At 68.9% G+C, this 24,521-nt stretch carries 20 protein-coding genes; 6 read left to right on the top strand and 14 right to left on the bottom strand.

Annotation, left to right across the window (positions count from 1 at the left end; translation table 11 throughout):
- Positions 1-232: 232 nt before the first annotated feature.
- On the top strand, positions 233-979 hold the full coding sequence (locus tag Q9G87_RS58385; protein WP_305925328.1) for an SAM-dependent methyltransferase: 747 nt from the start codon (positions 233-235) through the stop codon (positions 977-979).
- Between the two features lie 171 nt (positions 980-1,150).
- Here the strand turns inward: Q9G87_RS58385 and Q9G87_RS58380 are convergent, their stop codons facing one another.
- Positions 1,151-1,732, bottom strand: coding sequence for a TetR/AcrR family transcriptional regulator (locus tag Q9G87_RS58380; RefSeq protein ID WP_305925327.1), 582 nt, complete (start codon positions 1,730-1,732; stop codon positions 1,151-1,153).
- A 94-nt stretch (positions 1,733-1,826) separates the two neighbouring features.
- On the opposite strand from Q9G87_RS58380, the gene Q9G87_RS58375 reads away from it, so the two are divergent.
- Positions 1,827-3,272 (top strand): FAD-dependent monooxygenase, encoded by a 1,446-nt coding sequence (locus Q9G87_RS58375; RefSeq protein WP_305925326.1) that lies wholly within the window; start codon positions 1,827-1,829, stop codon positions 3,270-3,272.
- A 464-nt stretch (positions 3,273-3,736) separates the two neighbouring features.
- Here Q9G87_RS58375 and Q9G87_RS58370 read toward each other — a convergent pair whose 3' ends face one another.
- The 3 genes from Q9G87_RS58370 to Q9G87_RS58360 form a co-directional block, all read right to left on the bottom strand.
- A complete protein-coding gene (locus tag Q9G87_RS58370; RefSeq protein ID WP_305925325.1) occupies positions 3,737-6,481 on the bottom strand; it encodes a helix-turn-helix transcriptional regulator in 2,745 nt (914 codons plus the stop codon).
- 368 nt (positions 6,482-6,849) lie between these two features.
- Positions 6,850-7,938 (bottom strand): esterase/lipase family protein, encoded by a 1,089-nt coding sequence (locus Q9G87_RS58365; protein ID WP_305925324.1) that lies wholly within the window; start codon positions 7,936-7,938, stop codon positions 6,850-6,852.
- Between the two features lie 397 nt (positions 7,939-8,335).
- A complete protein-coding gene (locus Q9G87_RS58360; protein WP_305925323.1) occupies positions 8,336-9,100 on the bottom strand; it encodes an SDR family oxidoreductase in 765 nt (254 codons plus the stop codon).
- A 143-nt stretch (positions 9,101-9,243) separates the two neighbouring features.
- On the opposite strand from Q9G87_RS58360, the gene Q9G87_RS58355 reads away from it, so the two are divergent.
- Positions 9,244-10,131 (top strand): helix-turn-helix transcriptional regulator, encoded by an 888-nt coding sequence (locus tag Q9G87_RS58355; protein ID WP_305925322.1) that lies wholly within the window; start codon positions 9,244-9,246, stop codon positions 10,129-10,131.
- Positions 10,132-10,234: 103 nt separating this feature from the next.
- Here the strand turns inward: Q9G87_RS58355 and Q9G87_RS58350 are convergent, their stop codons facing one another.
- Entirely contained in the window at positions 10,235-10,735 is a 501-nt protein-coding gene (locus Q9G87_RS58350) for a MarR family winged helix-turn-helix transcriptional regulator (RefSeq protein WP_305925321.1), read from the bottom strand.
- 123 nt (positions 10,736-10,858) lie between these two features.
- On the opposite strand from Q9G87_RS58350, the gene Q9G87_RS58345 reads away from it, so the two are divergent.
- Positions 10,859-11,446 (top strand): NADPH-dependent F420 reductase, encoded by a 588-nt coding sequence (locus tag Q9G87_RS58345; protein WP_305925320.1) that lies wholly within the window; start codon positions 10,859-10,861, stop codon positions 11,444-11,446.
- A 618-nt stretch (positions 11,447-12,064) separates the two neighbouring features.
- Here the strand turns inward: Q9G87_RS58345 and Q9G87_RS58340 are convergent.
- The 6 genes from Q9G87_RS58340 to Q9G87_RS58315 all read right to left on the bottom strand — a co-directional run bounded on the left by Q9G87_RS58340 (position 12,065) and on the right by Q9G87_RS58315 (position 19,059).
- Positions 12,065-13,426, bottom strand: a complete 1,362-nt coding sequence (locus Q9G87_RS58340; protein WP_305925319.1) for a lanthionine synthetase C family protein — start codon at positions 13,424-13,426, stop codon at positions 12,065-12,067.
- Positions 13,398-14,609, bottom strand: coding sequence for a JmjC domain-containing protein (locus Q9G87_RS58335; RefSeq protein WP_305925318.1), 1,212 nt, complete (start codon positions 14,607-14,609; stop codon positions 13,398-13,400). Before Q9G87_RS58335 ends, Q9G87_RS58340 begins: the two co-directional genes overlap by 29 nt.
- Positions 14,606-15,877 (bottom strand): hypothetical protein, encoded by a 1,272-nt coding sequence (locus Q9G87_RS58330; protein WP_305925317.1) that lies wholly within the window; start codon positions 15,875-15,877, stop codon positions 14,606-14,608. Before Q9G87_RS58330 ends, Q9G87_RS58335 begins: the two co-directional genes overlap by 4 nt.
- Positions 15,874-18,333 (bottom strand): DUF4135 domain-containing protein, encoded by a 2,460-nt coding sequence (locus Q9G87_RS58325; protein ID WP_305925316.1) that lies wholly within the window; start codon positions 18,331-18,333, stop codon positions 15,874-15,876. Before Q9G87_RS58325 ends, Q9G87_RS58330 begins: the two co-directional genes overlap by 4 nt.
- A gap of 80 nt (positions 18,334-18,413) precedes the next feature.
- Entirely contained in the window at positions 18,414-18,581 is a 168-nt protein-coding gene (locus tag Q9G87_RS58320) for a hypothetical protein (RefSeq protein ID WP_305925315.1), read from the bottom strand.
- 271 nt (positions 18,582-18,852) lie between these two features.
- The gene (locus Q9G87_RS58315; RefSeq protein WP_305925314.1) at positions 18,853-19,059 is read right to left on the bottom strand and encodes a hypothetical protein; all 207 of its coding nucleotides are present in this window, start codon (positions 19,057-19,059) and stop codon (positions 18,853-18,855) included.
- 612 nt (positions 19,060-19,671) lie between these two features.
- Here Q9G87_RS58315 and Q9G87_RS58310 point away from each other — a divergent pair.
- A complete protein-coding gene (locus tag Q9G87_RS58310) occupies positions 19,672-20,259 on the top strand; it encodes a peroxiredoxin-like family protein (RefSeq protein WP_305925313.1) in 588 nt (195 codons plus the stop codon).
- Positions 20,260-20,309: 50 nt separating this feature from the next.
- Positions 20,310-21,233, top strand: a complete 924-nt coding sequence (locus Q9G87_RS58305) for a TIGR03621 family F420-dependent LLM class oxidoreductase (protein ID WP_305925312.1) — start codon at positions 20,310-20,312, stop codon at positions 21,231-21,233.
- 204 nt (positions 21,234-21,437) lie between these two features.
- On the opposite strand, the gene Q9G87_RS58300 is transcribed toward Q9G87_RS58305, so the two are convergent.
- The 3 genes from Q9G87_RS58300 to Q9G87_RS58290 form a co-directional block, all read right to left on the bottom strand.
- A complete protein-coding gene (locus Q9G87_RS58300; RefSeq protein WP_305925311.1) occupies positions 21,438-22,445 on the bottom strand; it encodes an alpha/beta hydrolase in 1,008 nt (335 codons plus the stop codon).
- Positions 22,442-23,002, bottom strand: a complete 561-nt coding sequence (locus tag Q9G87_RS58295; protein WP_305925310.1) for a hypothetical protein — start codon at positions 23,000-23,002, stop codon at positions 22,442-22,444. The genes Q9G87_RS58300 and Q9G87_RS58295 overlap by 4 nt, the downstream gene beginning before the upstream one ends.
- Positions 23,003-23,090: 88 nt before the next feature.
- Complete coding sequence (locus Q9G87_RS58290; RefSeq protein ID WP_305925309.1) at positions 23,091-24,101, bottom strand: ArsR/SmtB family transcription factor; 1,011 nt, start codon at positions 24,099-24,101, stop codon at positions 23,091-23,093.
- Positions 24,102-24,521 lie beyond the last annotated feature (420 nt).

Raw genomic sequence — 24,521 nt, 5'->3', positions numbered from 1 at the left:
CCTCAATGCGTGACTGCTTTCAAGAGCCCTTGTCAGGGTCGATGTGTGACACCGTCAGACCAAGAGTGACCTAGATCTCATCAGCCAGAAATTCATTCACCGCGCGCCTGAGCGCGGGCTAGAGTCGCGGATCACGATCTCGTGACGGAGGAGTTGCTTTATATGTGGGTCAATCGCGTGCGTCATCTCGCTGGCTCGGTTATTCGACCATCGCACGTTAGGACTCATTCCTTTGGATCTGCCACGTAGCTTCACCATCCGGGAGCACAGCCACCGGATTCTCGACCCGTTCACCTCGGAAAAGCTCGCCATGCTGGGTGCCGCGATCGGGTTGCGCCCGGGCACCTCCGTGCTCGATCTGTGCTGCGGCAAGGGCGAGATGCTGGCCACCTGGGCTCGCGACCACGGCATCACCGGCACCGGCGTCGACATCAGCACGGTCTTCCTCACCGCTGCGCGCAAGCGCGCCGCCGAGCTCGGCGGCGCCGATCAGGTGACGTTCGTGCACGGCGATGCCGCCGAGTATGTGGCGGCCGAGCGCGTCGATGTTGCGGCGTGCGTCGGGGCGACCTGGATCGGCCAGGGCGTCGCCGGGACCGTCGCTCTGCTGGAACGCAGCCTGCGGCCGGGCGGCATGCTGCTGATCGGCGAGCCTTTCTGGCGCGCCGAGCCGCCCAGTCAGGAAGCCGTCGAAGCCTGCCATGTACGGACGCGGGAGGCCCTGGAGACGCTGCCCGGTCTCGTAGCGCTGTTCGACCGTCTCGGCTATGACCTCGTCGAGATGGTTCTGGCTGATGAGGACAGCTGGGACCGGTACGTCGCGGCCCAGTGGCTGAACATCCGCACCTGGCTGGATGCCAACCCCGGCGACGAGCTCGCACCCGAGCTTCGGGCCGAGCTGTCGCGGGAGCCGCTGCGCTACACCACGTTCCAGCGGCGCTTGCTCGGCTGGGGCGTGTTCGCGCTCATGAAGCGCTGACGATTCCGTTTCGGCCCGTCCCCTGGGTCGGGCTGACCATGGCTGGGCGGCCGTCCTCCCCGCGACCGCCCAGCCGTGTCGGCTCCGCCGAGGGGCCGCGGTTTCTCGCCTTCCTGTGGGTTGGCGTCCGTGAGCCTTCCTTGTACGGCAGGTGGTGGCCGGTTGAGCGGCTTATTCGGCGTGGGTGAAGCCGTACAGGAGGCCGTCGACCAGAGCGGTGAGCTCGCCAGGATCAGGCAGAGGCGTGTCGACGGCGACGCGGACGGCGATGACGCCTGAGATCAGGTCCGCGATCAGCAAGGGACTCGTGGACGCGGGGAGCTCGCCCCGGTTCACCGCGCGTTCCACCAGAACGGTGATCAGCTCCAGGCGACGGTCCAGCACCGCGCGGAACAGGTCGGTGAACGCGGGGTCGCGGCAGGCCTCGCCGAGCCCTTGCCTCATCAGCATGCGCATGCGCGGGTCGGCGAACACCCGCATGATCTGCGACAGCGTGTCGTAGAGATCGCCGCGGATGGAGCCGGTGTCGGCGGGCCGGAACTGCTCGATGCTGACCTGAGAGAACGCCTCCAGGATCAGGTCCTTCTTGGTCGGATGGCGTCGGAAGACCGTGGTGCGACCCACGCCCGCATGAGCGGCAACATCGTCGAAGGTCATATCAAACCCGCGCTCGAACAGCAGTTCGGCCATCGCCTTCCGGATGGCATCGTCCACCTCCGGATCCGGTCGGCGACCTCCACGGTTGGTCGGCATTCATCTACTCCTTGACAAGTTCCGGTACCCAGAGTACCAAATAGGTGAATCGGTACTTCGAGTACCGGAACTTTAAGTATCGAATGGGGATGCCATGAGCGTCATCGTCGTCGGAGCCGGTCCCACCGGATTGGCGCTAGCTGGAGATCTGGCCGGCGCGGGAGTCCCGGTCAAGATCCTGGAACGGCGGGCCGAGGAGTCCAACCTGACCCGGGCCTTCGCGATCCATGCCCGCACGCTGGAGTTGCTCGACATGCGCGGCCTGGCCGACGGGCTCGTCGCCCAAGGGATCCAGGTCCCGGAAGTGCGGCCGCATATCAAGGGCGCCGAGCTGGTGTTCAACATGCGCCACCCGGACAGCCGCTTCCCCTACGTCCTCATCCTGCGCCAGGCGCGCACCGAGGCGGCCTTGGAGGCACGAGCACGGGACCTGGGCGTCGAGATCGTCCGCGGCGCGGAGGTGACCGGTCTGACGCAGGACGCCGACGGCGTCACACTCACCCTGGGCACCGGGGACAGCGAACGTGCCGATTACGTGGCGGGTTGCGACGGAGCGCACAGTGCCGTGCGGCGGCTGCTCGGGGTGGGGTTTTCCGGCAAGAGCTACGACACCCGCATCCTGCTGGCCGACGTGCTACTCAAACGCCAACTGCCGCTGGCCGTGAACCCGTTCATCGGCGACGACGGAGCCGCGCTGCTGCCGCCGTATGGGGACGGCTGGTTCCGTGCCACGATCTGGGACCGCACTGGGCAGAACGTCCCGATCGACGAACCGGTGACCATCGAGGAGGTTCGCGACTCGCTGCGCAGGATCGCCGGCGACGACCTGGGTCTGGCGGAGATGAGCTGGTCCACCCGGTTCCTGAGCGAGCGCAGGCAGGCCAGGGCCTACCGGGTCGGACGCGTCTTCCTCGCCGGAGACGCCGCCCATGTCCACTCGCCGCTCGGCGCCATGGGCATGAGCACCGGCATCCAGGACGCCGCGAACCTGTCCTGGAAGCTCGCCGCCGCACATCAGGGATGGGCACCGTCCTGGCTGCTGGACACCTACCAGTCTGAACGCCACCCGGTGGGCCGCACGGTGCTGCGCCTGACCGATCTGCTGCGCCGCCTGGCCGACGCGCCCGCACCGGTCCGCCTCCTGCGCCCCTATATCGCGCCCGCGATCATCAACCATCCGAAGGTTTCCGAGAAGGCTCGGCTGACACTCTCGGGCCTGGGCATCCACTACCCGGTCCCGGATGGCACGCTCACCTCGCCGCTGGCCGGCCATCGGATGCCCGACCTGCAGCTCGGCACCGGCCGGCTGTATGAACGGATGCGCGGCCGCTTCCTCTTGCTCGACGCCACCACCGCACACCAGGCGGCCACACCCTGGCACGACCGCGTCGACGTGCTGCGCACCGACGACCCGATCCTGTACGGCACGGCCACCACGATGCTGATCCGGCCCGACGGCTACCTCGCCTGGACCGCAACCCGCCCCGATCCGCAACACATCCGCCAGGCGCTGCGGCAGTGGTGTGGGGCGGCGCGGTGATCAGCCCTCCGACACCGTGCCGGTCGTGACGACCGCCGTCGCCGAACGGCCGGTCGCGGGAGGACCCCGACCGTCTGTCACACCAGGACGGCCGTCAACCGTTTGATCTCAACGCACTCGCAGGAGCGATCGCGCACGACTTCGGCCAGCGACTCGGGCGGATATATTCTCGGCCTCTTCGCCACGTGCTTCCTTCCCACACCAGGCTGTCTCTGACCCTACTTGGGTCCGAGACCGGAAGGTTCGGGGCACCTCAGGGTGCCGCTTCTTCGAGCACCTTGCGCCCCTCGCCGGTGATGACGACTGAATCCTTCGCTCGCGTCGGGATCAGTCTGACGCAGCAGCAAGCCGGGTTTCTCCAATTGGAAGACCTGGTACGTCAGGCCGTTTCGTGAGGTGATCACCGGTTGGCGAGCTCGGTCATGCACAGCGGCTGAGCGCCGCTGTCCTCCGCTGCGAGCACATCAGCACATTGAAGGAACATCCAGATCAGCCAGTTCGGCCCGGGAACCGACGCCAAGTTTCGGATAGGCCTTGTACAGGTGGTATTCGATCGTCCGCGGGCTGAGGAAGAGGTGGGCGGCTATCTCCCGGTTGGCCATGCCGCCTGCGGCCAGCCTGACCACCTGCAGCTCCTGCGGCGTGAGGAGGCTGGCCAGGCCCTTGGCCCTGGACACAGCCCTAGATCCCAGCGCTCGCAACTCGGTCCGGGCGCGCCGGGCCCAGGGGTGGGCCCCAAGCAGGTCGAACAGCTCGAACGCGGTCCGCAGGTGCTCCCGCGCCGCGGCCCGCTGCTTGTCGCGGCGCAGGAACTCGCCGTACACCAGCTCGGTCCTGGCTCGCTCGAACCTGTGGTCAGAGCCAGCGTGCCGTTCGTGGATGCGCACGGCCTCGGCCAGGTGCGTCCCGGCCTCGGCGCCGCGGGCGAGCATGCCCCTCGACCGGGCGGCGCCCGCTGCGGTCAGCGGGGTTCCCACCGCCTTGGCCCAGTGCTCGAACTCGGCCAGTGGCTCCAGGGCCAGGTCGGGCCGTCCAGCCCGGACCGCCGCCTCGATCAGGTCCGGCGCGGCGTACAGGGCCACGGTCTGGTGCCTGCGCCCGCCGTGCCAGAGGGGCGCCAGATGCTCCAGCGCCTGTCGCGAGTCGCCCAGGCCGAGGTGGAGCAGCCCGGACGCCCAGGCCCCCATCACCCGGCCCGCCTCCACTGCCAGATCCATGTCGGCGGCCAGCGCCCGGCAGCCTGCGGCGTCTCCGGAGATCGCGGCCAGCCACGCGAGGATGCCGCCGAGATGCTGGACGCGGTGGGACTGCCCGATATCGCGGGCCACCCGCAGCGCCTCGTCGGCCGCCTCCGCCGCGTCACGGTGCCGGCCGTTCACCATCTGGGCCTGCGCCAGCAGGGCGAGGGCCGACGGCAGCACCCCGATCAGCCCTTGGCCGCGACACTGGGCCACCAGCGACGCCCCCACGCGGCACGCCATGACGTGATCGCCCGCAAGCAGGCTCAGCGAGCCCGCGAGGAGGTACCGAGCCGGTTGGTCCTGCGCGGTCTCCAGCAGGAAACCCACCGCCTCGCGCACCGGCCCCAGGTCATGCACCGTCTCATCGTCGATCACCTGGGCGACCGTCATCAGCCCCCGCGCCAGCGAAGTACCCGAAACACCGCGCCCGCCACGCCCATCCAGGCAGGCCAGAGCGGCCGCGACGGCGCGGGCCAGCCCGGCATCGCTTCCGAACACGGCGTTCCTGGCCGCGTCGACCAGCATCAGGGTCGCCGCCTCCGGATCCGCCGCCGCGACGCGCCGGGCGCTCTTGACGAGGATGTGGCCGGCTCGGCTCGCGGACCCGCGCTCGAACTCCACCGACGCCCAGATGTGGTCGGCCCTGGCCCGCACTGGCAGGTCGCAGGTGAGCTCGCCGACGCCTTCTGCCAGGGCAACAGCCTTGTCCAGGTGGCCCGCCCGCACCGCAAGCTCCGCGGCCCGGACCAACCTGCCCGCCCTGGTCCGCTCGTCGGTCGTGAGCGCGGCGGCCCGTTCGAAGGCCGCTGATGCGGCAGGGGTGTCCTGCCGGTCCAGGGCCTGCACAGCTGCGCGTTCCAGCTCCGCGGCGACCTCGTCGTCGGTACCCCGCACCGCGGTCGCCAGGTGCCAGGCTCGGCGGCCGGTGTGCGCCTCCCCGGTCAGGACGGCGGCGAGTGCGCGGTGTGCGGCTACTCGGAGGTGGTGCGGCGTTCCCTGGTAGGCGGCGGCACGGATCAGCGGATGGCGGAACCGAATCCGGGAGACCGAGCCGCCGTCGCCGGTGACGTGCACGATGCCGGCCTGTTCCGCGGGGCCGAGCGCGTCCCCTCCGGCGCCCAGCCTCCCGGCGGCCCGCAGGATCGGCTCGGCGTCCCCCATGTCGTCGGCCGCCGCGACGAGCAGCACGAGCTGCGTGGCCTCGGGAAGGCCCTCGATCCGGGCACGGAACGCCCGCTGGACCCGGCTGGGCGACGGCTCCGCGTCGACGGCCGAGGGGAGGGGACCGGCCCGTCCCGCCCGCTGATCGTCCGTGAGCGCGGCCGAGAACTCCAGCAGAGCGAGCGGATTCCCCGCAGCCTCGTTGAGGATCCGCCGGCTGGTCTGCGCCGACATGGCGCCCGCGCGTGCGCGGAGCAGCTCGCCGGCCGCCACGTCCGGCAGCTTTCCCAGACGCATCCGGAGAATTCCCGGAGCGGGGTCGTCCTCGCGGGAGGTGAAGATCATGCAAACACCTTCCGCTTCCAGGCGCCGCGCGGCGAACAGCAGCGCGGAGGCGGAGGCTGAGTCCAGCCACTGCAGGTCGTCGATCAGGCACAGCACCGGGCCGGGACCGTGCTCGGACAGCAGGGTGAGCGCGGCAAGCCCGGTGAGGAAGAGGTCCTGGGAGGTCGAAGGGCCGAGTCCGAACGCGCCGCGCAGCGCCGCCGCCTGCCGCGGCGGGAGCTTGTGGACGTGGTCGAGCAGGGGACGCAGCAACAGATGCAGCCCGGCGAATGGGTACTTCGCCTCGCACTCGACCCCGAACGCCTCGAGTGCGGTCATCCCCGAGGCACGGGCGTAGCCCAGTAGCGCCGACTTCCCGATGCCGGCCTCTCCGTGGATGATGAGGGCGCTACTGCGCCGGTCGTGCGCCGCCGCCAGCATCCGGTCGATCGTGCACAGCTCTTGGGTACGTCCGTAAAGCATCCTTCCTCCGGGCCGTCCCTACCGTTGATCACCCGAATGACCCGCGACACCGCGAGAAACGGGCGGGCGGCGCCTTCCGGATGAACTTCCGCCTATGTGAGGTCCGGGGGAGGCAAAGTGTGACATCCGTTCGCCCGGCGCGCCTGGCGACCGGTGCCGGGCGGCTGCGGCCGGAAAGCCCGTGGGCCCGGGGAGGCGTGTCGTGGGAGAGGCCGCCCGCAGGGGACGGGCGGTGCTTCCGGACGACGCTGGTCTCCGTCGTGGGAAGGCCGGGCACGGCGGCGCCCCGCCGCCCGGGAGGGAGACGGCGGGGCATACGGCCGGCGCGGTTCATGTGCTCGGCGCCCGCCGCTCAGTCGTGCCTGTGTTCAGCGGTTGTCCTGGTAGTAAAGGGCTAGCGCGGCGCGCTGCAGCGGCGGGACACCATTGCAGGACGTCTTGGAGGCGTCCATGTTCTCCCACCGATAGACGCCACACCACGTCCCTGTCTTGGTCGTCCGTAGCGCGCTATGGTTCATGATCGACCCCGTCGTGGACTGGCTGAAGGTGACCCAGTTGTCGGCCCTCCAGTTGTTGGTGGCCGACTTCCTGCCCACCCGCTCGTCGTGATCGGAGGCGATCGCGGTGTACTCGGTCCCCATCTGGGAGCGCGGGTTGTACGACAGCCACTCCAGGAAACCGCTTCCAGGCCTCATGTCACTGCACTGCTCGTGGGTGGGGGCGCAGGCGGTGGCCCAGTTGGAGCCGGCGTGCGGGGTGCCTAGGGTGACGACGTCCTCGATGTACAGGCGCGCTGGCCACTTGCCGTCGCTGCCGCCGCCGTACCGGTTGACGCCCTCAATCGCCGCCCGGGCCACCAGCCCGCCCATCGAGTGGGCCACGATGTCCACCGGCTTGTGGTACTGGTTCCACAGGCTGTTGACGTACCAGGCGAGCTTGCGGCCGACCTCCTGGATACGGGTGTCGGTGGTCCCGGCGAACTTATAGTCGCAGAGGGTATTCCCCCCGTAGTAGCCGAAGGTGACGAAGCGGCCGGTGAACCCCTTGTCCCGCAGCACGTTCTTGGCCGCGGCCCAGGTGGTGGAGCAGTTGGTGTTCGCGCTTCGGTTCCAGCCGTGGATGAACACGGTCGGCCGCGTCTTGGAGTTCGCGCGTGCGGGCGCTGCCAGCGTGTCGACCGGCGCTTCCACGTCCTGCTCCGGCGTGGGGTCCAGTTCCTGGAGCGGGTCGTCAAGTTCCTCCGGGTCGGGGTCCGGCAGCGGGTCGAGGGGTGGCGGGGTGACCGGCTCGGCGTCCGGTTCCTCAGTGGGCTCGGGCTCCGGAGCCGGCTCGGCCGCGGACATCGCGCCTGAGGTCGAGGGGACTTGCGCGACGGCGGGTGCCGTGGCCAGCAGACCGGTGCACACGGCTAACGCGGCGATGACCGTGCTACCCCGGATTAAACGATTCGTTCTCATTTTGAAACCCTTCTGTGTACTCATGACACAGAAGGTAAGGAGCATGGCGGCGACTCCGAATCCGTAGCCACTACTGGAGTACGACGGCCTGTCGGATGGGATTACGGTGACGATCCCCGGCACGGGCTTCCTCGCCATCGTGGAGGCCGTGCACCGTGCGGGGTTTCATCCAGCCGCGGTGGATATGACTGCGGCCTGCCTGACCGTGGTCAGGGTTCGCGTTGCGTTGTCACTTTGAATGCCGTTCGGCCGCAGCCCGCCGAGGCGGTCTCCGGAAGATCAGAGGCACCTCAACCTCTGCGCCTTGTGCGGCCGCAGACCCGACCAGCCTGCGGGTGCCGGAAATGACATTCGCCGGCCCGATCTGATCACGTGCCTGCAAGACAAGGAGCGCAGTTCACGTCTGCTTGGCCGGCATCACCACGATCTCCGGGAGGCTGACGTGGCGCGGTCGGCCGACAGCGAAGGCGATGACCTCCGCCACGTCCTCGGCGGTGAGCGGATCGATTCGCGTCTTCATGTCCTCTTCCCAGGCGATCCCCAGCTCGGAGCCGGACCGCAGCTTGGTGACGACCATCCCGGGCTGGATGTCGGTGACCCGGACGTTCTGCGGCGCGAGCTCCTGCCTGAGGTGTCTGGACAGATGGCTGACGGCCGCCTTGGTCGCCGCGTACACCGCCGCGCCGAACTCCACCTGGCTCGCCGCGATTGACGAGACGTTGATGAGGTCGGCGGCATCTCCAGTGGACGCGGCTTTGAGCAGGTCCGGCAGGAGGGCACGGGTGAGGCGCAGCAGTCCGGTGAGGTTCACCTCGATCTGGCGCTGCCATTCATCCACCAGGCCGTCCGCCAGCATGCTGGGCGACAGGATTCCCGCCGCGTTCACCACGAGATCCACGCCGCCCAGTTCCCTGGCGGCCAGCCGAGCGCCGTCCTCGATCACGCCCGCCTCGGCCCCGGCGAGGTCGAGGGCGATCGGCACGGCCGAGCCACCGGCGTTCTTGATCTCCGTGTGCAGGGCGTCGAGCCGGTCCTGGCGGCGGGCGACCAGCGCGACCCGCGTGCCCTGCGCCGCGAGTAGCCGAGCGGTGGCGGCGCCGATTCCCGAGGAGGCCCCGGTCACGACCGCGCGCCGACCGGCGAGGGGGGACAGAACAGTCATCGCTTACTCCAGTGCTCGAGAATCGCGGGTGTTCGGCACGATGGTGCAACCCGCGGTACGAGGACAGCCAGGCCCCTGGGGAAGGTGGTACTGGCAGGGTCAGGGCAGCACAGCCGAAAGGTTCGATACTGGATGGCGTGGACATGAGTCGGGAATTGGGTGAGTTCCTCCGATCGCGCCGGGCGCGCGTGCGTCCCGAGGACGCCGGGCTTCCCACCTACGGCGAGCGCCGCCGGGTCGCCGGCCTCCGCCGCGAAGAGGTGGCCCTGCTCGCCGGGGTGAGCGTGCCGTACTATGTGCGCCTGGAGCAGGGGCGCGCCACCAACGTCTCCGACGAGGTTCTCGGCGCGATCGCCCGCGCACTGGGATTGAACGAGGCTGAGCGGAATCACCTGCACAATGTGGCCCGCCCCGCGCGCACTCCTGCGGCGCGCGGGCCGTCGCCGCGCGTGCGTCCCACGCTCCAGCGGCTGCTCGACGCAACCGCAGGACCTGCATTCGTCATCGGCCGCCGCAGCGAACTGCTCGCCTGCAACCGCCTGGCCGCCCTGCTCTTCTTCAGCGACTCCGGCACGGAAACCGCCATACCCGCAGGACTGAACTGCGCGCGCCTGGTGTTCCTCGACGAGTCCGTTCGCGCCCTCTACCTCAACTGGGCCGACAAGGCACGCGAGACGGTGGCGTTCCTGCGGCTCGACGCCGGCCGCCATCCTGACGACCAGGACCTCGCCACGCTGATCGGAGAGCTGTCGATGAACAGCTCCGACTTTCGCCGCCTGTGGGCGGAACACGACGTCAGAGAACGCTCGAACGGCAGGGTCCATCTGGATCACCCGCTGGCCGGCGAACTGGTCCTCGACTACGAGAGCCTGCGGGTCGGCGACGAGCCCGACCAGGTGCTGGTGACCTACCTGCCGGAGCCGGGCTCGCCCAGCGACGAGGCGCTCCGTTTCCTCGCCAGCTGGCACGGCGGGAGCGACCATCACCCGACGCCGCCGGAGAGTCCGGTCAGGAGATCAAGCGGTCGCTGAGCTGGTCCAAGCCCTCAAGGACCTCGACCAGGTCAGCATGCTGTTCTTCCCGCCGGCGTTCATGGGCAAGAACATGGTCGAAGCGCCAAGGGTCGGCCTTCGGCTAAGCCCGTTCCCCTCTGCGTTTGCGCGGAGCTTGTAGCTGGACGGTGCCGCGCAGATGGTCTCGGGCTGTTTCCATGATGTCGGCCAGTTGGGCGACCTGCTCGTTGGACAGCCTGTCGAAAAGGCCTTCGCGCACCGTCCGCACGTGCCCTGGTGCCGCTTCCTCGAGCAGTCTGCGTCCCTCGCCGGTGATGACGACCTGGATCCTCCGCTCGTCGTCGGGGTCGGTCTGGCGTTGCAAGAGGCCGGCCTTCTCCAGTTGAGAGACCTGATACGTGAGGCCGTTCCGCGAGGTGATCATCCGGTTGGCGAGTTCGGTCATGCACAGCGGCTGAGTGCCGCTGTCGTTGGCCCAGTGCAGGATCTCGTACTGGACCATGGTCAGCCCGCGGGCCTCCCGGAGTTGCTGCTCGACATGGCGCTGGATGAGGCCGGAGGTCTCCAGGAAGCCGACCCAGGCACGCATCTCCGTCTCGTTGAGCCAGCGGGGTTCGTCCATGGAAAGACAGCATACCAACTTGCGTCGAATTCGACGCATAAGTAGCATGCCGACTAGATGCGTCGAATTCGACGCATTAGCCTCGCTGCGTCCCGCTGCGAGCACATCGAAGGAGACATCCAGATGAAGATCGCCATTATCGGCAACGGCAACGTCGGATCCGCTCTGGCCCGCCGACTCACCGCGACGGGCCACGAGGTCACCGTCGCGAACTCGGCCACCCCTCCATCTCAGGTGGCGGCCCAGGCCGCGGCGGCGGACGCCGTCGTGCTCGCGGTGCGCTTCGGCGTCATCGCTCAGCTCCACGACCAGGTCAAGGCGGCGCTGAACGGCAAGGTCGTGATCGACGTGACCAACCCGCAGACGCCGGACTTCATGGCCCTGACCATCGGGCACACCACCTCGGCCGGCGAGCAGGTCGCCACGACCCTCCCAGGAGCCAGGGTTGTGAAAGCATTCAACACCATCTTCGCCGCCAACATCGAGGCCCCCGACCTTGGCGGCAGCCCGCAGTTCCTCCCGGTCGCCGGGGACGACGACACGGCCAAGCAGACCGTCATCGACCTGAGCATTCAGCTCGGCTTCGACGCGGTCGACGCCGGCCCTCTGGCCAACGCGCGTTACCTGGAGCCTGCGGTGGAACTGCTGGTGCACCTCGCCTTCGCCTCCGGGCTCGGCACGGGCATCGGCTACACGCTCGCACGAGCCTGATATCCCAGGCACCGACCAGCCCGGAAGCGAGATGCCGGTGCCCGAACCGCACGGTCGCCCGGCCCGTGTCGGTGACGCCCTTGCCCCTGTCACGGGTGGAAAGCGGCGCTTCCGGGCCGGTCGGAGATGAACGGGGTGGATCCACTCGTTCGCTGGAGTACCGCGGATGACCCGAAGCAGCCGGAGATGACAACACGGATCTCACCGACCGGGTCGCGTTACTCACCGCGGCCTCCGGTGGAATCGGCAGGGCGCTGGGGCGACAGCTCATCGCGGTCGGGGCGAAGATCGCCTTCACGTACGGCACACGCGCCGACCCGGCCGATCACCCGGTGACGGAGGCCAAAGCCGCCGGCGTCGAGGCGATCGGGTTCCCGCGCGACTGGTGGGCGCGGTGGCCGACGCTCTGCAAGAACCCGTCGACATCTTTGATCCCCAGCGCGGGCCACGCCGTACAGCGGGACTACACCGACGTCGGTCTCGATGGCTGGGATCGCACACTGCCTCCTTGGCGGGCACCCGAACCGGCGGACGTGCCCAGTGGCGAGCTCGGCTGCGCGAGTACCAGGTCGTGGACATATCCGTCCGAGATTCTTGAAATGCGCCATTCCCGTGCTGTCAGCTCAACAGCAGGGCGCTGTCCCACGATGTCATCGGGATGTTCTCCATGGCGTACGTGTGGAGGGCGAGGGCGATGCCCGCGGCGCCTTCCAGGAAGCCGGGGCGGTCGAGGTCGCGTGCCGCGAGCGAGTGTCGGTACCGGAAACCGAACGGCGCCTGCGGGTCGTACCCGTGTATCACCCGCACGGCCAACTCGTCGGCGGCGGCGTGGTAGCCCGGGTCGGCACTGTCGTGTGCCATGCGCAGCACGATCTGTAGCAGCCCCGCCCACCCGTGGCACAGCGCGGAGTCATGAATCAGCTCGTCGCTCGCCGCGCTCAGCGCGCCACGAAGGGCGGCATGCGCGTCGGCGCGCCAGTCCGCGCGGTCCAGCGCGGCGCCGGCCAGATACACGGCACGGGCCGCACCTGCGGCGCCGTAGCACCACGAGTCTCGCCCGCGTTCCGGCGGTTCCCCGCTCTCGATGTGTGCCAGCGAGATCAGGTGCGGCCAGCGAGGGCCGGCCTCGTCGGTCGTGCGCCAGCGGGACAGCAACGCCATGATCTGCTCGATGGCCTCGTCCTGACGCTCCACCCGCAACCCTGCCCGCCAGGCGAGGGAGAGGAGCGCGAGCGGTCCGCAGACACCGTGTGCGAGACCGAAGTTGACGTGCTCGGCCAGGCCGTGCTCGAGTCCTTCGGTGATCCACCACGCGGGCAGGCGGGTGCCGTGTCGCGCGATGTCGTCGGCGGTCGCCGCGGCCACCAGCGACTCGAGCACGTCGGTCAGGGCAAGCCCCGCTGCCTGCCGTGCTGCCGGCTCGGCGGCCGACTCGTACCGCGCCAGCAGGTAGCGGCCGATTCCGGCGGTGCCGCCGAGGACGTCGTAGCGGTTCCACGTGCCGACCGGCTCTCTGGCGCGCAGCCGCTCCCGGTCGGCTCGCGCGCGTTGCCGGACCTGGTCGGTGATGTGCCGGTCCAGTCCTTCCAGCATCGTGGCGTAGCCGCCGAATGCGGTGGCCGCGTTGTGCCCGGCCAGCGCGAGCGCCACCATGCCGTTGAACAGCGACTGCGGCAGCAACCGGATCCCGCGGCCGAGCGCCGCGGACAGGTGCGCGTGCGCGTGGCCGCGCAGTTCCGGCATCTGCGCGGCCAGCTCCGCGAACAGCAGCGCGACTCCGGGGTGACCGTCGGAAAGCAGCAGTGGATCCCACACGGGTTGCGGGTTGCCCGGATAACGCATGAGGTTGTCGGGCGCTCCCGCGATCTCGGCCACCCGGTCCGGCTCTGCCAGCCGGTCCGCGATCTCGGCGACGATGCCGGCGGCCGCCTGCCGGTGGGCCGGTACCTGGTCAGTCGGTGTCGACGCGGGTGACGGCACGGAAGCTCTCCAATTCCTGAAGCAGGTGGCGGACCTCACCGCGCTGCGGCACGGGCAGTTCACCGACGCGTACCACCTCGCCGCCGTTCAGCCGGTCCAGCACCGCGAGGGCTTCGGCGGTGGCCGTGCCGGACGAGACGTTGCCGTTCGCGGCGTATCCGCGGGCGCCGTCGCCGGGCGCGGTCAGCAGGGGAGCGCACCCGCGGACGGGGGTGTCGTCGTCGAGCGGGCGAAGCTCGGCGGGCTGCTGGGTCGGCCAGAACCCGCCCGCCGTTCTGACCCGCAAGGCCAGATCGGTGGCCCGAGTGGCGAACCGGTCCTGGCTCAGAAGCTCCATGAAGGCGTCCACGGAGTCGGCCAGAGTCGTGGGCAACTCACCGGCCAACCGCCCACCCGGACCGGCATCCGGGGAGAACAACGGGGCCGACGCCGCCGGCACGGTGCCCCGGAACAGATCCTTGATCTCGTAGTACGGCCGGTGCTCGCGGCGGGGAATGCCCACGTTGACACTCGTCGCCGGTGCTTCGCCGGCACTCTCCCCGACGTGGTAATACTTCGACGGCCAGTACAGCAGATCTCCCGGCTCGACCTCCGCGACGAACGAGGAGGCCAGGTACGGCTGGTAGTCCAGCACCGTGTGCACCGGATCCGACCACGGGCGCTCGTCCCAGAACCGCATGCGCTTGGTGCCACGCACACAGAACATGAAGGTGGCGAAGCGATCCTGGTGCACGCCGACAGGGCTGTGCTCGTAGGAGCCGTGGAACATCGTGGAGCCCGCGGTGTGCGTCGGCTGACCGACCCGCTCCCAGAGACCGGCGTAGAACCGCTGCGCGCGCGTCCACAGCGGGTGGGAGAAGGAGTGGAAGCGGTGCACCACGAGGGCGTAACGCTGTCCCCGCAACCGGTCGGCCATGCGCCGCTCGTAGCCGCCGAGCGAGCGGTCCGACAGTTCCGGTAGGTATTCGCCCGGCCGTGTCTGCTGCCGCCGCTCCACGAGGATTTGCACATTTCCCGGCACGGCGAGCGGATGTGGCGGCCGGCTGCCGAGCACAGCGGTCTCGAACACCTCCGCCTCGGCGAACGGCACGACGTCGAGCTGCTTGTACAGTACGGGCTTCCGGTCCCAATACCGCTCTACGAAGACGTCCCAGTCGAACGACTTCTCGATCGTCAGCGTCATCGCGTGGGCACCTCGTTCATCTCGACCACCTCTATGCCGCGCAGCCGGTACAGCTTGTCCAGCAACGCAAGCACGTTCTCGTCGTCATCAGCGACGCCGATAGCGCGGCACACGTCGGCAACGCCAGTCTCCTCGCCGTCGCGAAGCGCGGCGAACACCCGTTCGCTCGCGGCTCTCGGCAGGGTGAAAACGTTCCCGTTGATCGCCCACACCTCGTGCCCGGGCCCCTCAGGCATCCGGACGATCTCGCCCGAGCGGTGGATCCGGCTCTGCGGCGTCATCGGGACGCCTTCGCGCGGCACCGGGATCGGTTCGAGACCGGCCGCGGAACGCAGCGCCGCCCAGCGGACCCGCAGCATCCTGCGCAGTTGCTCGCCGTCCACGACCGTGCGCAGCTCGTCGCCGAGCGCGGACAGATGGGGCAGCACCCCGCCCTGTCCGTCGACGCGGGAGCCGGGGCCGAACGGGAAGTACGGCACGGTCTCGTCGTTGCCCTGCCGGCCGTGCACCAGGTCGGCGAGCAAATCCCGCAACTCGGTGAACGGCAGCCGCCGGTCGGTCGGAACCCGCAGGCGCAGCGCCACACACCGCTCGCGGTAGGTGTCCACGTGCCGCTGGTCGCCCGGCCAGTACAGCAACTCCCCGGCGTCGGCGCTCATGGCTCGCACACCGTCCAGATCCCGGTCCGGGTCAGCGATCGCGGCCGGTGGGGGACCGCGGCGCTCGTCCCACAGCCGTACGTCCATCCGCCCGCGCAGCACCCAGGTCAGCGCAGCGTGAGTCGGCGCCTCGGTCGCGCCGACGTGCTGGGTGAACCGATCGCCGATCAGCACCTCGGCGACGACCGGCAGGTTCGGCCAGCCGACCTCCTGCCACAGCCCGCGGATCGCGTCGCGTACCGCGGACCACAGCGTGTAGTCCAGGAGCAACGGCTGCCGGACGGTGAGCAGGTAACCCTGCTCGGACAGGTCGGCGTCCAGCCGGTCGAGGTAGTCGTCCAGGGTCCGGTCGGTGGTGTCCGGCAGCCGTTCGCCCGGCGCGCGCAGCCAGCCGTCGCCGGCCAGGAACCGGACGTCGGGCATCACCCAGAACCGGGTGCCGGCGCGGAACGGGGCGCACGACTGAACGGTCAGAGCATGGATCTGGTCGAGGCCGACCGGCGGCCGTACACACAGCCGGGCGGGCTGCCTCTCCCAGTACCGCTGCCCGAACAGCGCCCAGTCGACGTCGCCAGACGCCTGTGACACCTCGTGGATCAGTGTGGTCATGATGCTTCCTTCCCCGCCAGGGGGAACCGCTGCCGGATCCGGGCCGTGTAGTCCGCCAGCGGCTCCATGCCCATCGCGGCGCGTCGGTGGTCCACGTCGTCCGGCTCCTCGATCGGGTACGGCACCAGCCTTCCGGCCACGGGCTCGAACTTCGTGCCGTACACCTGAGGGAGTCCGTCGGCGAGGCGCAACTCGTCGGTCAGGTACGCGACCTCCCGCCACGGGAGGTCGCCGCCCGCTGCCGCCTGCCGCATCAGCTCAAGGCAGTGCCGGCGAAAGTCCAGGTGCCCTCTCGCGTGCTGCACGAGGCGACTCGCCGCGGCGGCCGCCGCGGCACCGACCATCGCGTGACCCGGCCACCCATGGTCGGTCACGACCCTGGACAACCAGGCGATGCCGGCGTCGGTCAGGGTCCGCAGGCGGCACTCGGCGGTGCCATCGACCATGCCGCCGTCCGCCCACGGCATCCGGATGGCACCGTCGAGCCGGTCCAGCCGCAGCAGCCGGCGCCGGACCTCACCGGCCGGCGCCGGCTCGACCGGGACCTCCGGCGCGTCCACCGCGTCGATGCGCAGGCGTACCTTCTCCCGGTTCCAGATGTAGGTGACCCGCCTGCCAACCTCCGGCCAGTCGAAGCCGACCTGGCCCTCGGCAGGACTCTGCAGGTGCAGCCGGACGCCCAGCGACTCGTCCGTGACGACGTGCTCCGTCACATCGTCGAACACGTGCTCCACCGCGTCCCGAAGTGCCACTCCGAGACCGGCCAGCTCCAGGTTCGCGCCGTTGAGCAGCTCCGGCAGCGGGGGCCAGCCGCCCTCGGGCTCTGGCCGGGCCGCGACCGCAGCCGTCTCGAACCCGGCCGTCTCGAACGGCCGCTGCGGCGGCTCGATCCGCAGCACCGGGCCACCGTCCAGCGGCCGAACGAAGTAGGGCACGTCCATACGCCGGAGCTGGTCGAGTTCCGCCCGGTCGAAATGGACGTCCGGCTCGGCGGGCACCGGTGCGGCACCGCCGCCGGACAGCCATCGCGGCACCAGCGCGTCGAAGTACCGGTACGTGGGCTGCCGCAGCACCCGGACGTAGTGGCCGGAGGCGGCGGTCGACAGGAATCGCCGGATGGCCGGCCGCTGCCGGCACATCAGGGTCCAGGCGTCGAACATGCCACGCAGCATGACCGGCAGGTAGTGGCCGTACCCGGCCCTTCCTTCGGTGTCCGCGACGACGGTCCTGGTCTCTTCCCTGGTGTAGGGCCGCCGGCGGCGATACAGGCGCAGCGCCCCCGTCTCCGTACGCCAGCACACCGCCGGGCCCTCGGCGCTGCACCATCGCGGTGTGCTCTCCAAGCCGACGTGGTGCTGGTCGATCTCGGCGGTCCGGTCGTGCAGCAGACCCGTGTCGTAGAGCCGGGAAACCCGGCAGAAGTAGATCTCCAGGTCGATCGGATACAGCAGCGGTTCATGCTCGCCGGGCCTGGTCCCGGTCACCACGTTGCTGCCGATCACGTCGGTGATCCCGAATGCGAACATCGCGGCGGCCAGCGAGCCGGTCCGGTGCCAGAACCGCGCCGCCTCCTGCGGGGACAATCGGGTGCCGGTCAGCCGCCACTCCCCGGACGTGCGGATCGGTCCCCACTGCGCCGGCGGCTCGATCCATTCCTGCCACAGGTAACCAGGGCCGGCACCGGACCAGCACGAAAGCACCGGCAACCGGACCTCACCGGACGCCGCAGGCGCGTCGTTGAGCATTTCGAACACCGACGCCGGCGAGCCGGCTCCTCCTTGCGCGGTGAACAGCAGCTCGCCGGACGCCGGCCGCGGTTTGTACGCGACCCGGCCACCACCTGCGCAGTCCAGCCGCAACACCCGTTGCCGGCCGTTGTGGGTTTCCTCACCATGCGCCCACAAACCGATGACGGGTCCCTGAAAGGCCGGCTCCTCGGGCCAGCAGACGCGCATGTCCCGCAGTAACCGGTCAAGGAAGAGCGTCAGAAATGCCTGGCAACGCTCCGCCCACTCCGCCACCCGGTCGCGGGCGTAATGCGCTCGTCCGGTCGCGCACGCCACGAACGCCTCGGACACCACCGGTCCGAAGAGGTCGGCGTTGGTAACATCCAGCACTCCACCGGCTATGACCGTCGAATATTGCCGCGCGGCGCGAACGCACCAGCCGTCCAGCCGTTCCAGCATCGCCAGCAGCGGCGTGAACCGCTGGTCCGCGAGCGCGTGCGCGAGCATCCGTGCGTCCGCCGCGCCACCGAGCAACCGGTCGAGCCTGACCGTGCCTTCAGGGCCAGCCGTGACAACAGGAGGGAAAAGCCCTCCCGCCCTGCCTTCGCGGACCGCGACGATCAATCGCCGCGCAACCGGCGGAAGCGCGGCGGAAACGTCCTCATCGGCGTCGCCGGTCGGGGCGCACATCTCCCAGAGCGACTCGACGACCGCTGACGCATCCAGCAAAACTTCCCTCCCAACTCGTTGCTGCGGAGCACAAGGCACAGCCGGGTGGCGCCGCCGTCAGCGGCACCACCCGGCATGTGTCAACAGCAGTAGATGCCTGCGCAGGTGCCACAAGCGGTGCCGCTGCCCGAGTTCGTCGGTGACGCGAGCGGCGGAATCTCCAGTTCCAGATCGCCGATCACCAGGTCGAACACCTCATCGGTGGTCTGCTCCGACCAGACCACGGTCTTCTCGTCGACAGCCTGCATGAGTACCCCTTCTCGAGTGGGCGACAATGTGTCTGACGTATTTCCTGGAAAGGAAAGTGGTCGCATGCTGAGAGGTTCATGTGTCCCCAAAATGTGACATCGGCCAAGGAAGTGTGACTTAGGTCACGAATGATGGCTTTCGAGGCAGCCGTCGATTCAGCAGGTCGGCGGTCGCGAGATCCCGCGCCAGCAGGGCGGGAGTGTAGAAGTGGCGTCCAGCACGTACAGTAGGCGCCCAGACGTGCCCGCCGGATAGCCTCGGCCGCCTTCATCAGTGCTGGGAGTGGCGCGGGTTTCCAAGGTGGTCGATGACCGCGATCGTGTCGAAGCTGAGGTCTTCGGCCATCCGGTAGCGCTCGACCCGCTCGCGACGGTCGCCCGTGGTGTTCCGGTCCGGGTCGGCGACGGCCTCAAGCGGTAGGTGTGTCACCCCGTAGGTGGCGGGCAGCCGGGCCCCATCGCCCCTGATCGTGGCCACTTGACACTCCCTCCGACAAAGGCATTGATGATTTCCGCGAGCCGTTGTGGCTGGTCTTCCTTGACGAAGTGGCCAGCGTTGGTGATCCTGATCCAGGTGGCGCTGGGGATGCGTTCGGCGATGCGTTGACCATGCGGGCCAGTCACCGTGTCCCAGCGCGAGGTGTAGTTGATATCGAACAACTACTTGATCACAGTGGTGAGGCGGGACAGGACGGGCTCCAACGCTGATCACCCAGCCATGGGCACCGGCGCGCAGTTCAGCATCACCGTCATCGCCCTAGTAGTCGGCTTCATCGCCCGCACAGTATTGATCCTCCCGCGCTGACCGCCATCGGTACCTCCCGAACGCGTGGGTAGATCTGTGCGAAGGTGGCCAGCCCCGCCAAGGCCCCTAACGTGAAGAGGAAGAACGCTCCAGTCTTGAGCATGAACGACGGGTAGAGCGGCGCGCTGCAAGCGCGCATCACTCTCTGCGCGTGGATGTCACACTCCAGACGCTCGCGTCGCTCTCAGGATGTGACCCACCCGCGTAGGACCCCTCAGACCCATCCACCCTGCGCCCGGCTTTCGGAACACCCCATCAAGAGAGATCGGAGGGTGGCAAAGACCCATGAAGTCCACTGAGCACGACACCATGAAGTGGTTCGCAAAGGGTGATGTCATCACCCTTCGCAGGCTGACGACCATCCGGTCCGAGCGGATCCTCCTGCCCGCCCTCGACGGGCTGACGCATCTGCAGTTCCGGCGCTACGCCGGATGTCCGATCTGCAATGTGCACCTGCGCTCGATATCCGCGCGGCACGACGAGATCGGCGCCGCAGGGATCCACGAGATCGCAGTGTTCCACTCCTCCGCCGAAGACATGCTGCCCCACCAGGGCGACCTTCCCTTCGACGTGATCGCCGACCCGGGCAAGAAGCTATACGCCGAACTCGGCGTGGAGGCCTCCCTGCGGGCCGTACTGCACTCGCGGGCCTGGAGCGCGCCATTGAAGCCGCGGACCATCGGCGTCGTGGTGCGCGGCATCCGGGCCGGTGGGAAACCTGCCCCGGCCCGGGGTGAGAGCGTCCTCGGCCTGCTGGCGGATTTCCTCATCGCCTCCGACGGGCGGGTGCTGGCGGTCAAGTACGGCAGCCACGCCGGCGACCAATGGTCCGTTGACGAACTGCTGCACCTGGCCGCGACAGCTGACTTCTGAAACACGCGCGGGTCACCCACCCGCCGCTCATCGACGTAAAGGTGAAACGTATGCCACTCCCCAACAGCCGTCCGTTCCGGTTCGGCGTGGCCCTGCACGTGGCGGCCACCCGCCGCGAGTGGGTGGAGAAGTGCCGCAAAGCCGAGGCGATTGGATTCGACACGATCGCTGTCATCGACCATCTCGGCAAGCTCGCTCCATTCCCCGCCCTGATGCTGGCCGCCGAGGTCACCGACCGGGTACGGCTGGGCACGTATGTACTCGACGCCAGCTACTACACTCTCGCCCTGCTCGCGCGGGACATCGCCACCACCGACCTGCTGATCGACGGCCGGCTCGAAGTCGGCATCGGCGCCGGACGGCCGTCGGGCACCCAGGAGAAACTGGCGGCCCTCGGCCTGCCCTACCCGACGGGCGCCGAGCGGGTGGACAAGCTGGAGCACCTGGTGTCCGAGCTGCGGCGGCTGCTCTCCGACCCGGACACGCATCCGCAACCGGCGCAGCGATCAGGACCGCCGCTGCTCATCGGCGGCCGTGGTGACAGGGTCCTGCGGCTGGCGGCACAGCAGGCCGACATCATCGCCTTCACCGGCGCGGCCAGTAGCCGGTATGGGAACGTGGGGCTGCCCGCCTTCGCCGGAGCCGAGGCCGTGGCCCAGCGGGTGGAGTTCGCGCGCGCCGCGCTCGGCGATCGGATCTCCGAGGTGGAGTTCAACCACGAGGCTCCCGCAGTGATGGTGACCGGTGAGCGGCGAGCGGCTCTGGAGCAGCTCCAGCGCTTCGCGCCGTCGCTGAGCATGGAGGAGCGCGGACAGGTGCCGGGCTTCCTGGTCGGTACGGCCGAGCAGATCGCTGACAAAGTCAGAAAGAACCGTGAGCGGTTCGGCTTCAGCTACATCACGGTCCTGGAAGGCGGCGTGGGAGGCGGCATGGACGCCATGGCCCCGGTCATCGAGCTACTACGTCACCAGTAGGGCCCGACCAGGGAGCACACCGGTCGGGTTCGGGCTAGGGTTCTTGCAGGTCGGCTCAGTGTGCCCGGACAGTGGTCTCGACCGGGTCGAGGCCATCGCGGGCAGTCGGCGGTGAGAAGTCACCGCCGGCACGATCGCTCGCCGGCGTCTCCGGGCGGGCCTGGAAACGCCGGCGAGGTCTGTGTTCACCTCGTCCCGTGCTGCTCAGCTGCGACGTGCGATTCCTTGCCGCACAAGCGACGGGCCGAGCGAGCTCGGGGACTCCGAGGTCAAGGGGGCGAACGCCTGCCTCAGGTCAGCAGCGATCAACTCGATCGCGTGACGCCCGGCGGACAGGACGCCGCAGAAGTTCAGGAACGCGTGCATCGTCTTGGCGAATTCCAGGTGCGTCACATCCACCCCTTCGGCGTCCAGCCGCATGGCGTAGCTCCGCGCGTCATCACGCAGCGGATCCCGGCCGGCACCGATCACCAGGGCGGACGGCAGCCCGGCCAGCGTGCCTGCACGCAACGGCGCCGCGTACGGGCTCACCGGTTGCCCCGCCAGATACTGGATCTCGGACCATCGGCCTGGCTTGATGCTCAGAAACACCCCATCGAACTCTCGGAAGGATTCAGTGTCCTGGCCGAAGTCCAGCACCGGATAGCACAGGATCTGGCGAGCCAGGGCCGGTCCACCGTTGTCCCGCGCCATCAGGCATGCACCGGCGACCAAGGCGGCTCCCGCGCTTTGCCCGCCCGCCGCGACCCGCCCGTCGCCGCCGATCATCGATGCGTGCTCGCCCAGCCAGCACATGGCGTCGTAGGTGTCGTACAGCGCGGCCGGAAAAGGATGCTCGGGCGCCAACCGGTAGTCGAGGGACACTACGGTGACCTCGGCCAAGTATGCGAGCCGGGAACACACGTGGTCGAGATCGTAGACGGATCCTCCGATGAAGGCGCCACCGTGCAACCACAGCAGAACGGGCTGCGCTTCGAGCGCCGACCGCGTCCGGTAAACGCGGGCCAGTACCGGGCCACCTCGCGCCGCTAGGTAGAGATCTGCCACCTGTACCGATGGATCGAGGTGGCCCGACAGTGCCGGGTCTGGGAGCGCCGCGCGAGCAGAGAGCAACGTCCGGTAGTCGGCGATTTCGTGCCGTGGCCCGATTTGCCCGAGCAATGCTTCGGTCTCCTCAGCGAAGCCCGGCTCGTCACAGTGATGCGTTCTCATCCGAACATGCTTTCCTTCCGCGGTCGGCGGCCGGTGACAGGCGGATCGGGCGGCACCTGAGCAAGGTGGATCGCGGCATGCCAGAACGCCGGCTGTCCAGGCACGGTCCACACCCTGTGGGCCACTGCCCCGATTCCACCCGGATACTGAGGGGCGCCATTCCATGCCTGCTCGCTGATCCGGCCGAGGTCCTGCAGGATCGCGTCGTGCACGGATGCGAACCGGTGCAGGAGCAGGGAGGTCGGAAGGTGCCGGCCTGCTTCCACCCCACCGCGGTTCATGGCGCGCCCGATCGCCGGGTCCTCCCAGCGAGGATCGAGGCTCCAGTGCGACCGGCCGGTGACGGCCTCCCTCAGCGCCGCCAGGTTGATCTCATCCCACATCAGCACGTGCGCTATGAGGTCGTGCAGGGAATCGCAGAAATCGCCGAGCGGGCCGGAGTCCACCAGGTAGTCGGCGGCGAGTTCCGCCGCGGTCAGGCCCGTGACGCGACCGAGGAGGATCTCCCGATCGGTACGCAGACGGCCGACGGCCTCCTCCCGCGACAAGATCGTCACAACGTTTCTCCCTCTATGAGCGGCTGGAGCGACCCCATCACCGCCGCAGCCTCCCGGCCAGCGGACTGACGGATCTCGTCAATCGTGCTCAGCGCAGCAACAGCGCCAGCACATCCCTGCCGAGCGCTTCGAGGACGTCGGCGTCGAGCTGGTATCGCACGAACCGCCCGTGGCGGGTCGCCCGAGCCAGTCCAGCCGAGGCCAGAGCGCGCAGATGCCGGTTGACCTGGGTCGGGTCCATCTTCCACAACATGGCGATCTCACCGGCCGTTCGCGGCTCGGTCGCGATCGCCCTGGCCACTTCGAGGCGCCCCTGGTGCGCGACTACCTCGAGCCGGCGCCGCAACTCGGCAACGGAGGGGACCGGCGAGCCCGCGGTGGCGGGATGGATGAGCAGGAGGGGCCGTCTGGGAACGTCCGCCACGTACAGATGGGGCCAGATGAAGGTACTGGGCGCCACGATCAGGCCCCGCCGCGACACGTCATGACGGGTGACTTGCACCTTCGCGATACGGACTTCGTCTCCGGACGGGCCCATCGAGATCGAGGGGTCGAGCGCGGTGAGCGCCGGCCCGGGCCCGTGCAACGATGCGGTGTCGGCGAAGCGCCGCGCCCGGGCCGCCAGCACCGGTCGGATCCGCGCCCACTCGGCCCGAAACCACTCTCGCCAGCTGTGCTCGAGGAACGACAGGAATTCCCCGATCGCGTCGTCCGGGCGCGTGGCGAGCGCTTCAACACGATCCGCAACGGCCGGATCCCGCGACTGCGACCAGTGGAGCGCGACCTTGACGTCACCGGACCGTGAAATCGGTCGCAGAAGCAGGCCGGCCAGTTGCCGGGCGGGCATGGCGCGCAGCCGTTCCAACTGCACTTCAAAATCGTCCGCCGGTGGTGTGGGCGCGACGAACGGCGTTGATCTGATCGCCTGTGTCGTCCACCACCACGACCGCGTCCACGCGTCCAGGCGGGGGCTCATCTCCGTGCGGATCCTCGCCGCCCACTCCTCCAGGCCGTGGTGGCCGGGATCGCGCAAGACATGCAGAGCCGAGCCAAGTTCGGTCATCGCCGATATGGCCGACACCAAGGATCCCGCCAGCATGCAACCGTCAAGACCAGTGATCACTGTGGGCACGGCAACGATTCCATCATCCGTGTCCCAGATGCGGATCGCCGGAAGCGGACGGACGCTTCAGCTGAGCTGACGACCGGGACAATCTCGAACTCGACCAGACTCGCTCATTACCGAGCCACGCTACCAGCAGCGACGGATCGTCGGCCTCCATGAGCTGCAACAGTGGTAGAGCCGGTCGGCGGCGATCCGGTTGCCGACGAAAGCAATGCCCGCTGTCAACCTTCGGCTCCACTCAGCGGCTCGCCAAGACCATGGGGGCATGTCGCCGGCCAGCTTCATGGGACCACTTGGGAGGAGTTTCTGCCACGAGCATGGGACCACCCGGTTGCCAGTGATGGGACCACCCGGCGTGTCACGTTCAGGTGGTTGATCACTTCCGGTTACGAC

This window comes from Nonomuraea turcica (genome assembly GCF_030718205.1).
GTDB lineage: Bacteria > Actinomycetota > Actinomycetes > Streptosporangiales > Streptosporangiaceae > Nonomuraea.
Note: the sequence above shows the minus strand (reverse complement) of the source record. Positions and strands in the feature narration are given on the sequence as shown.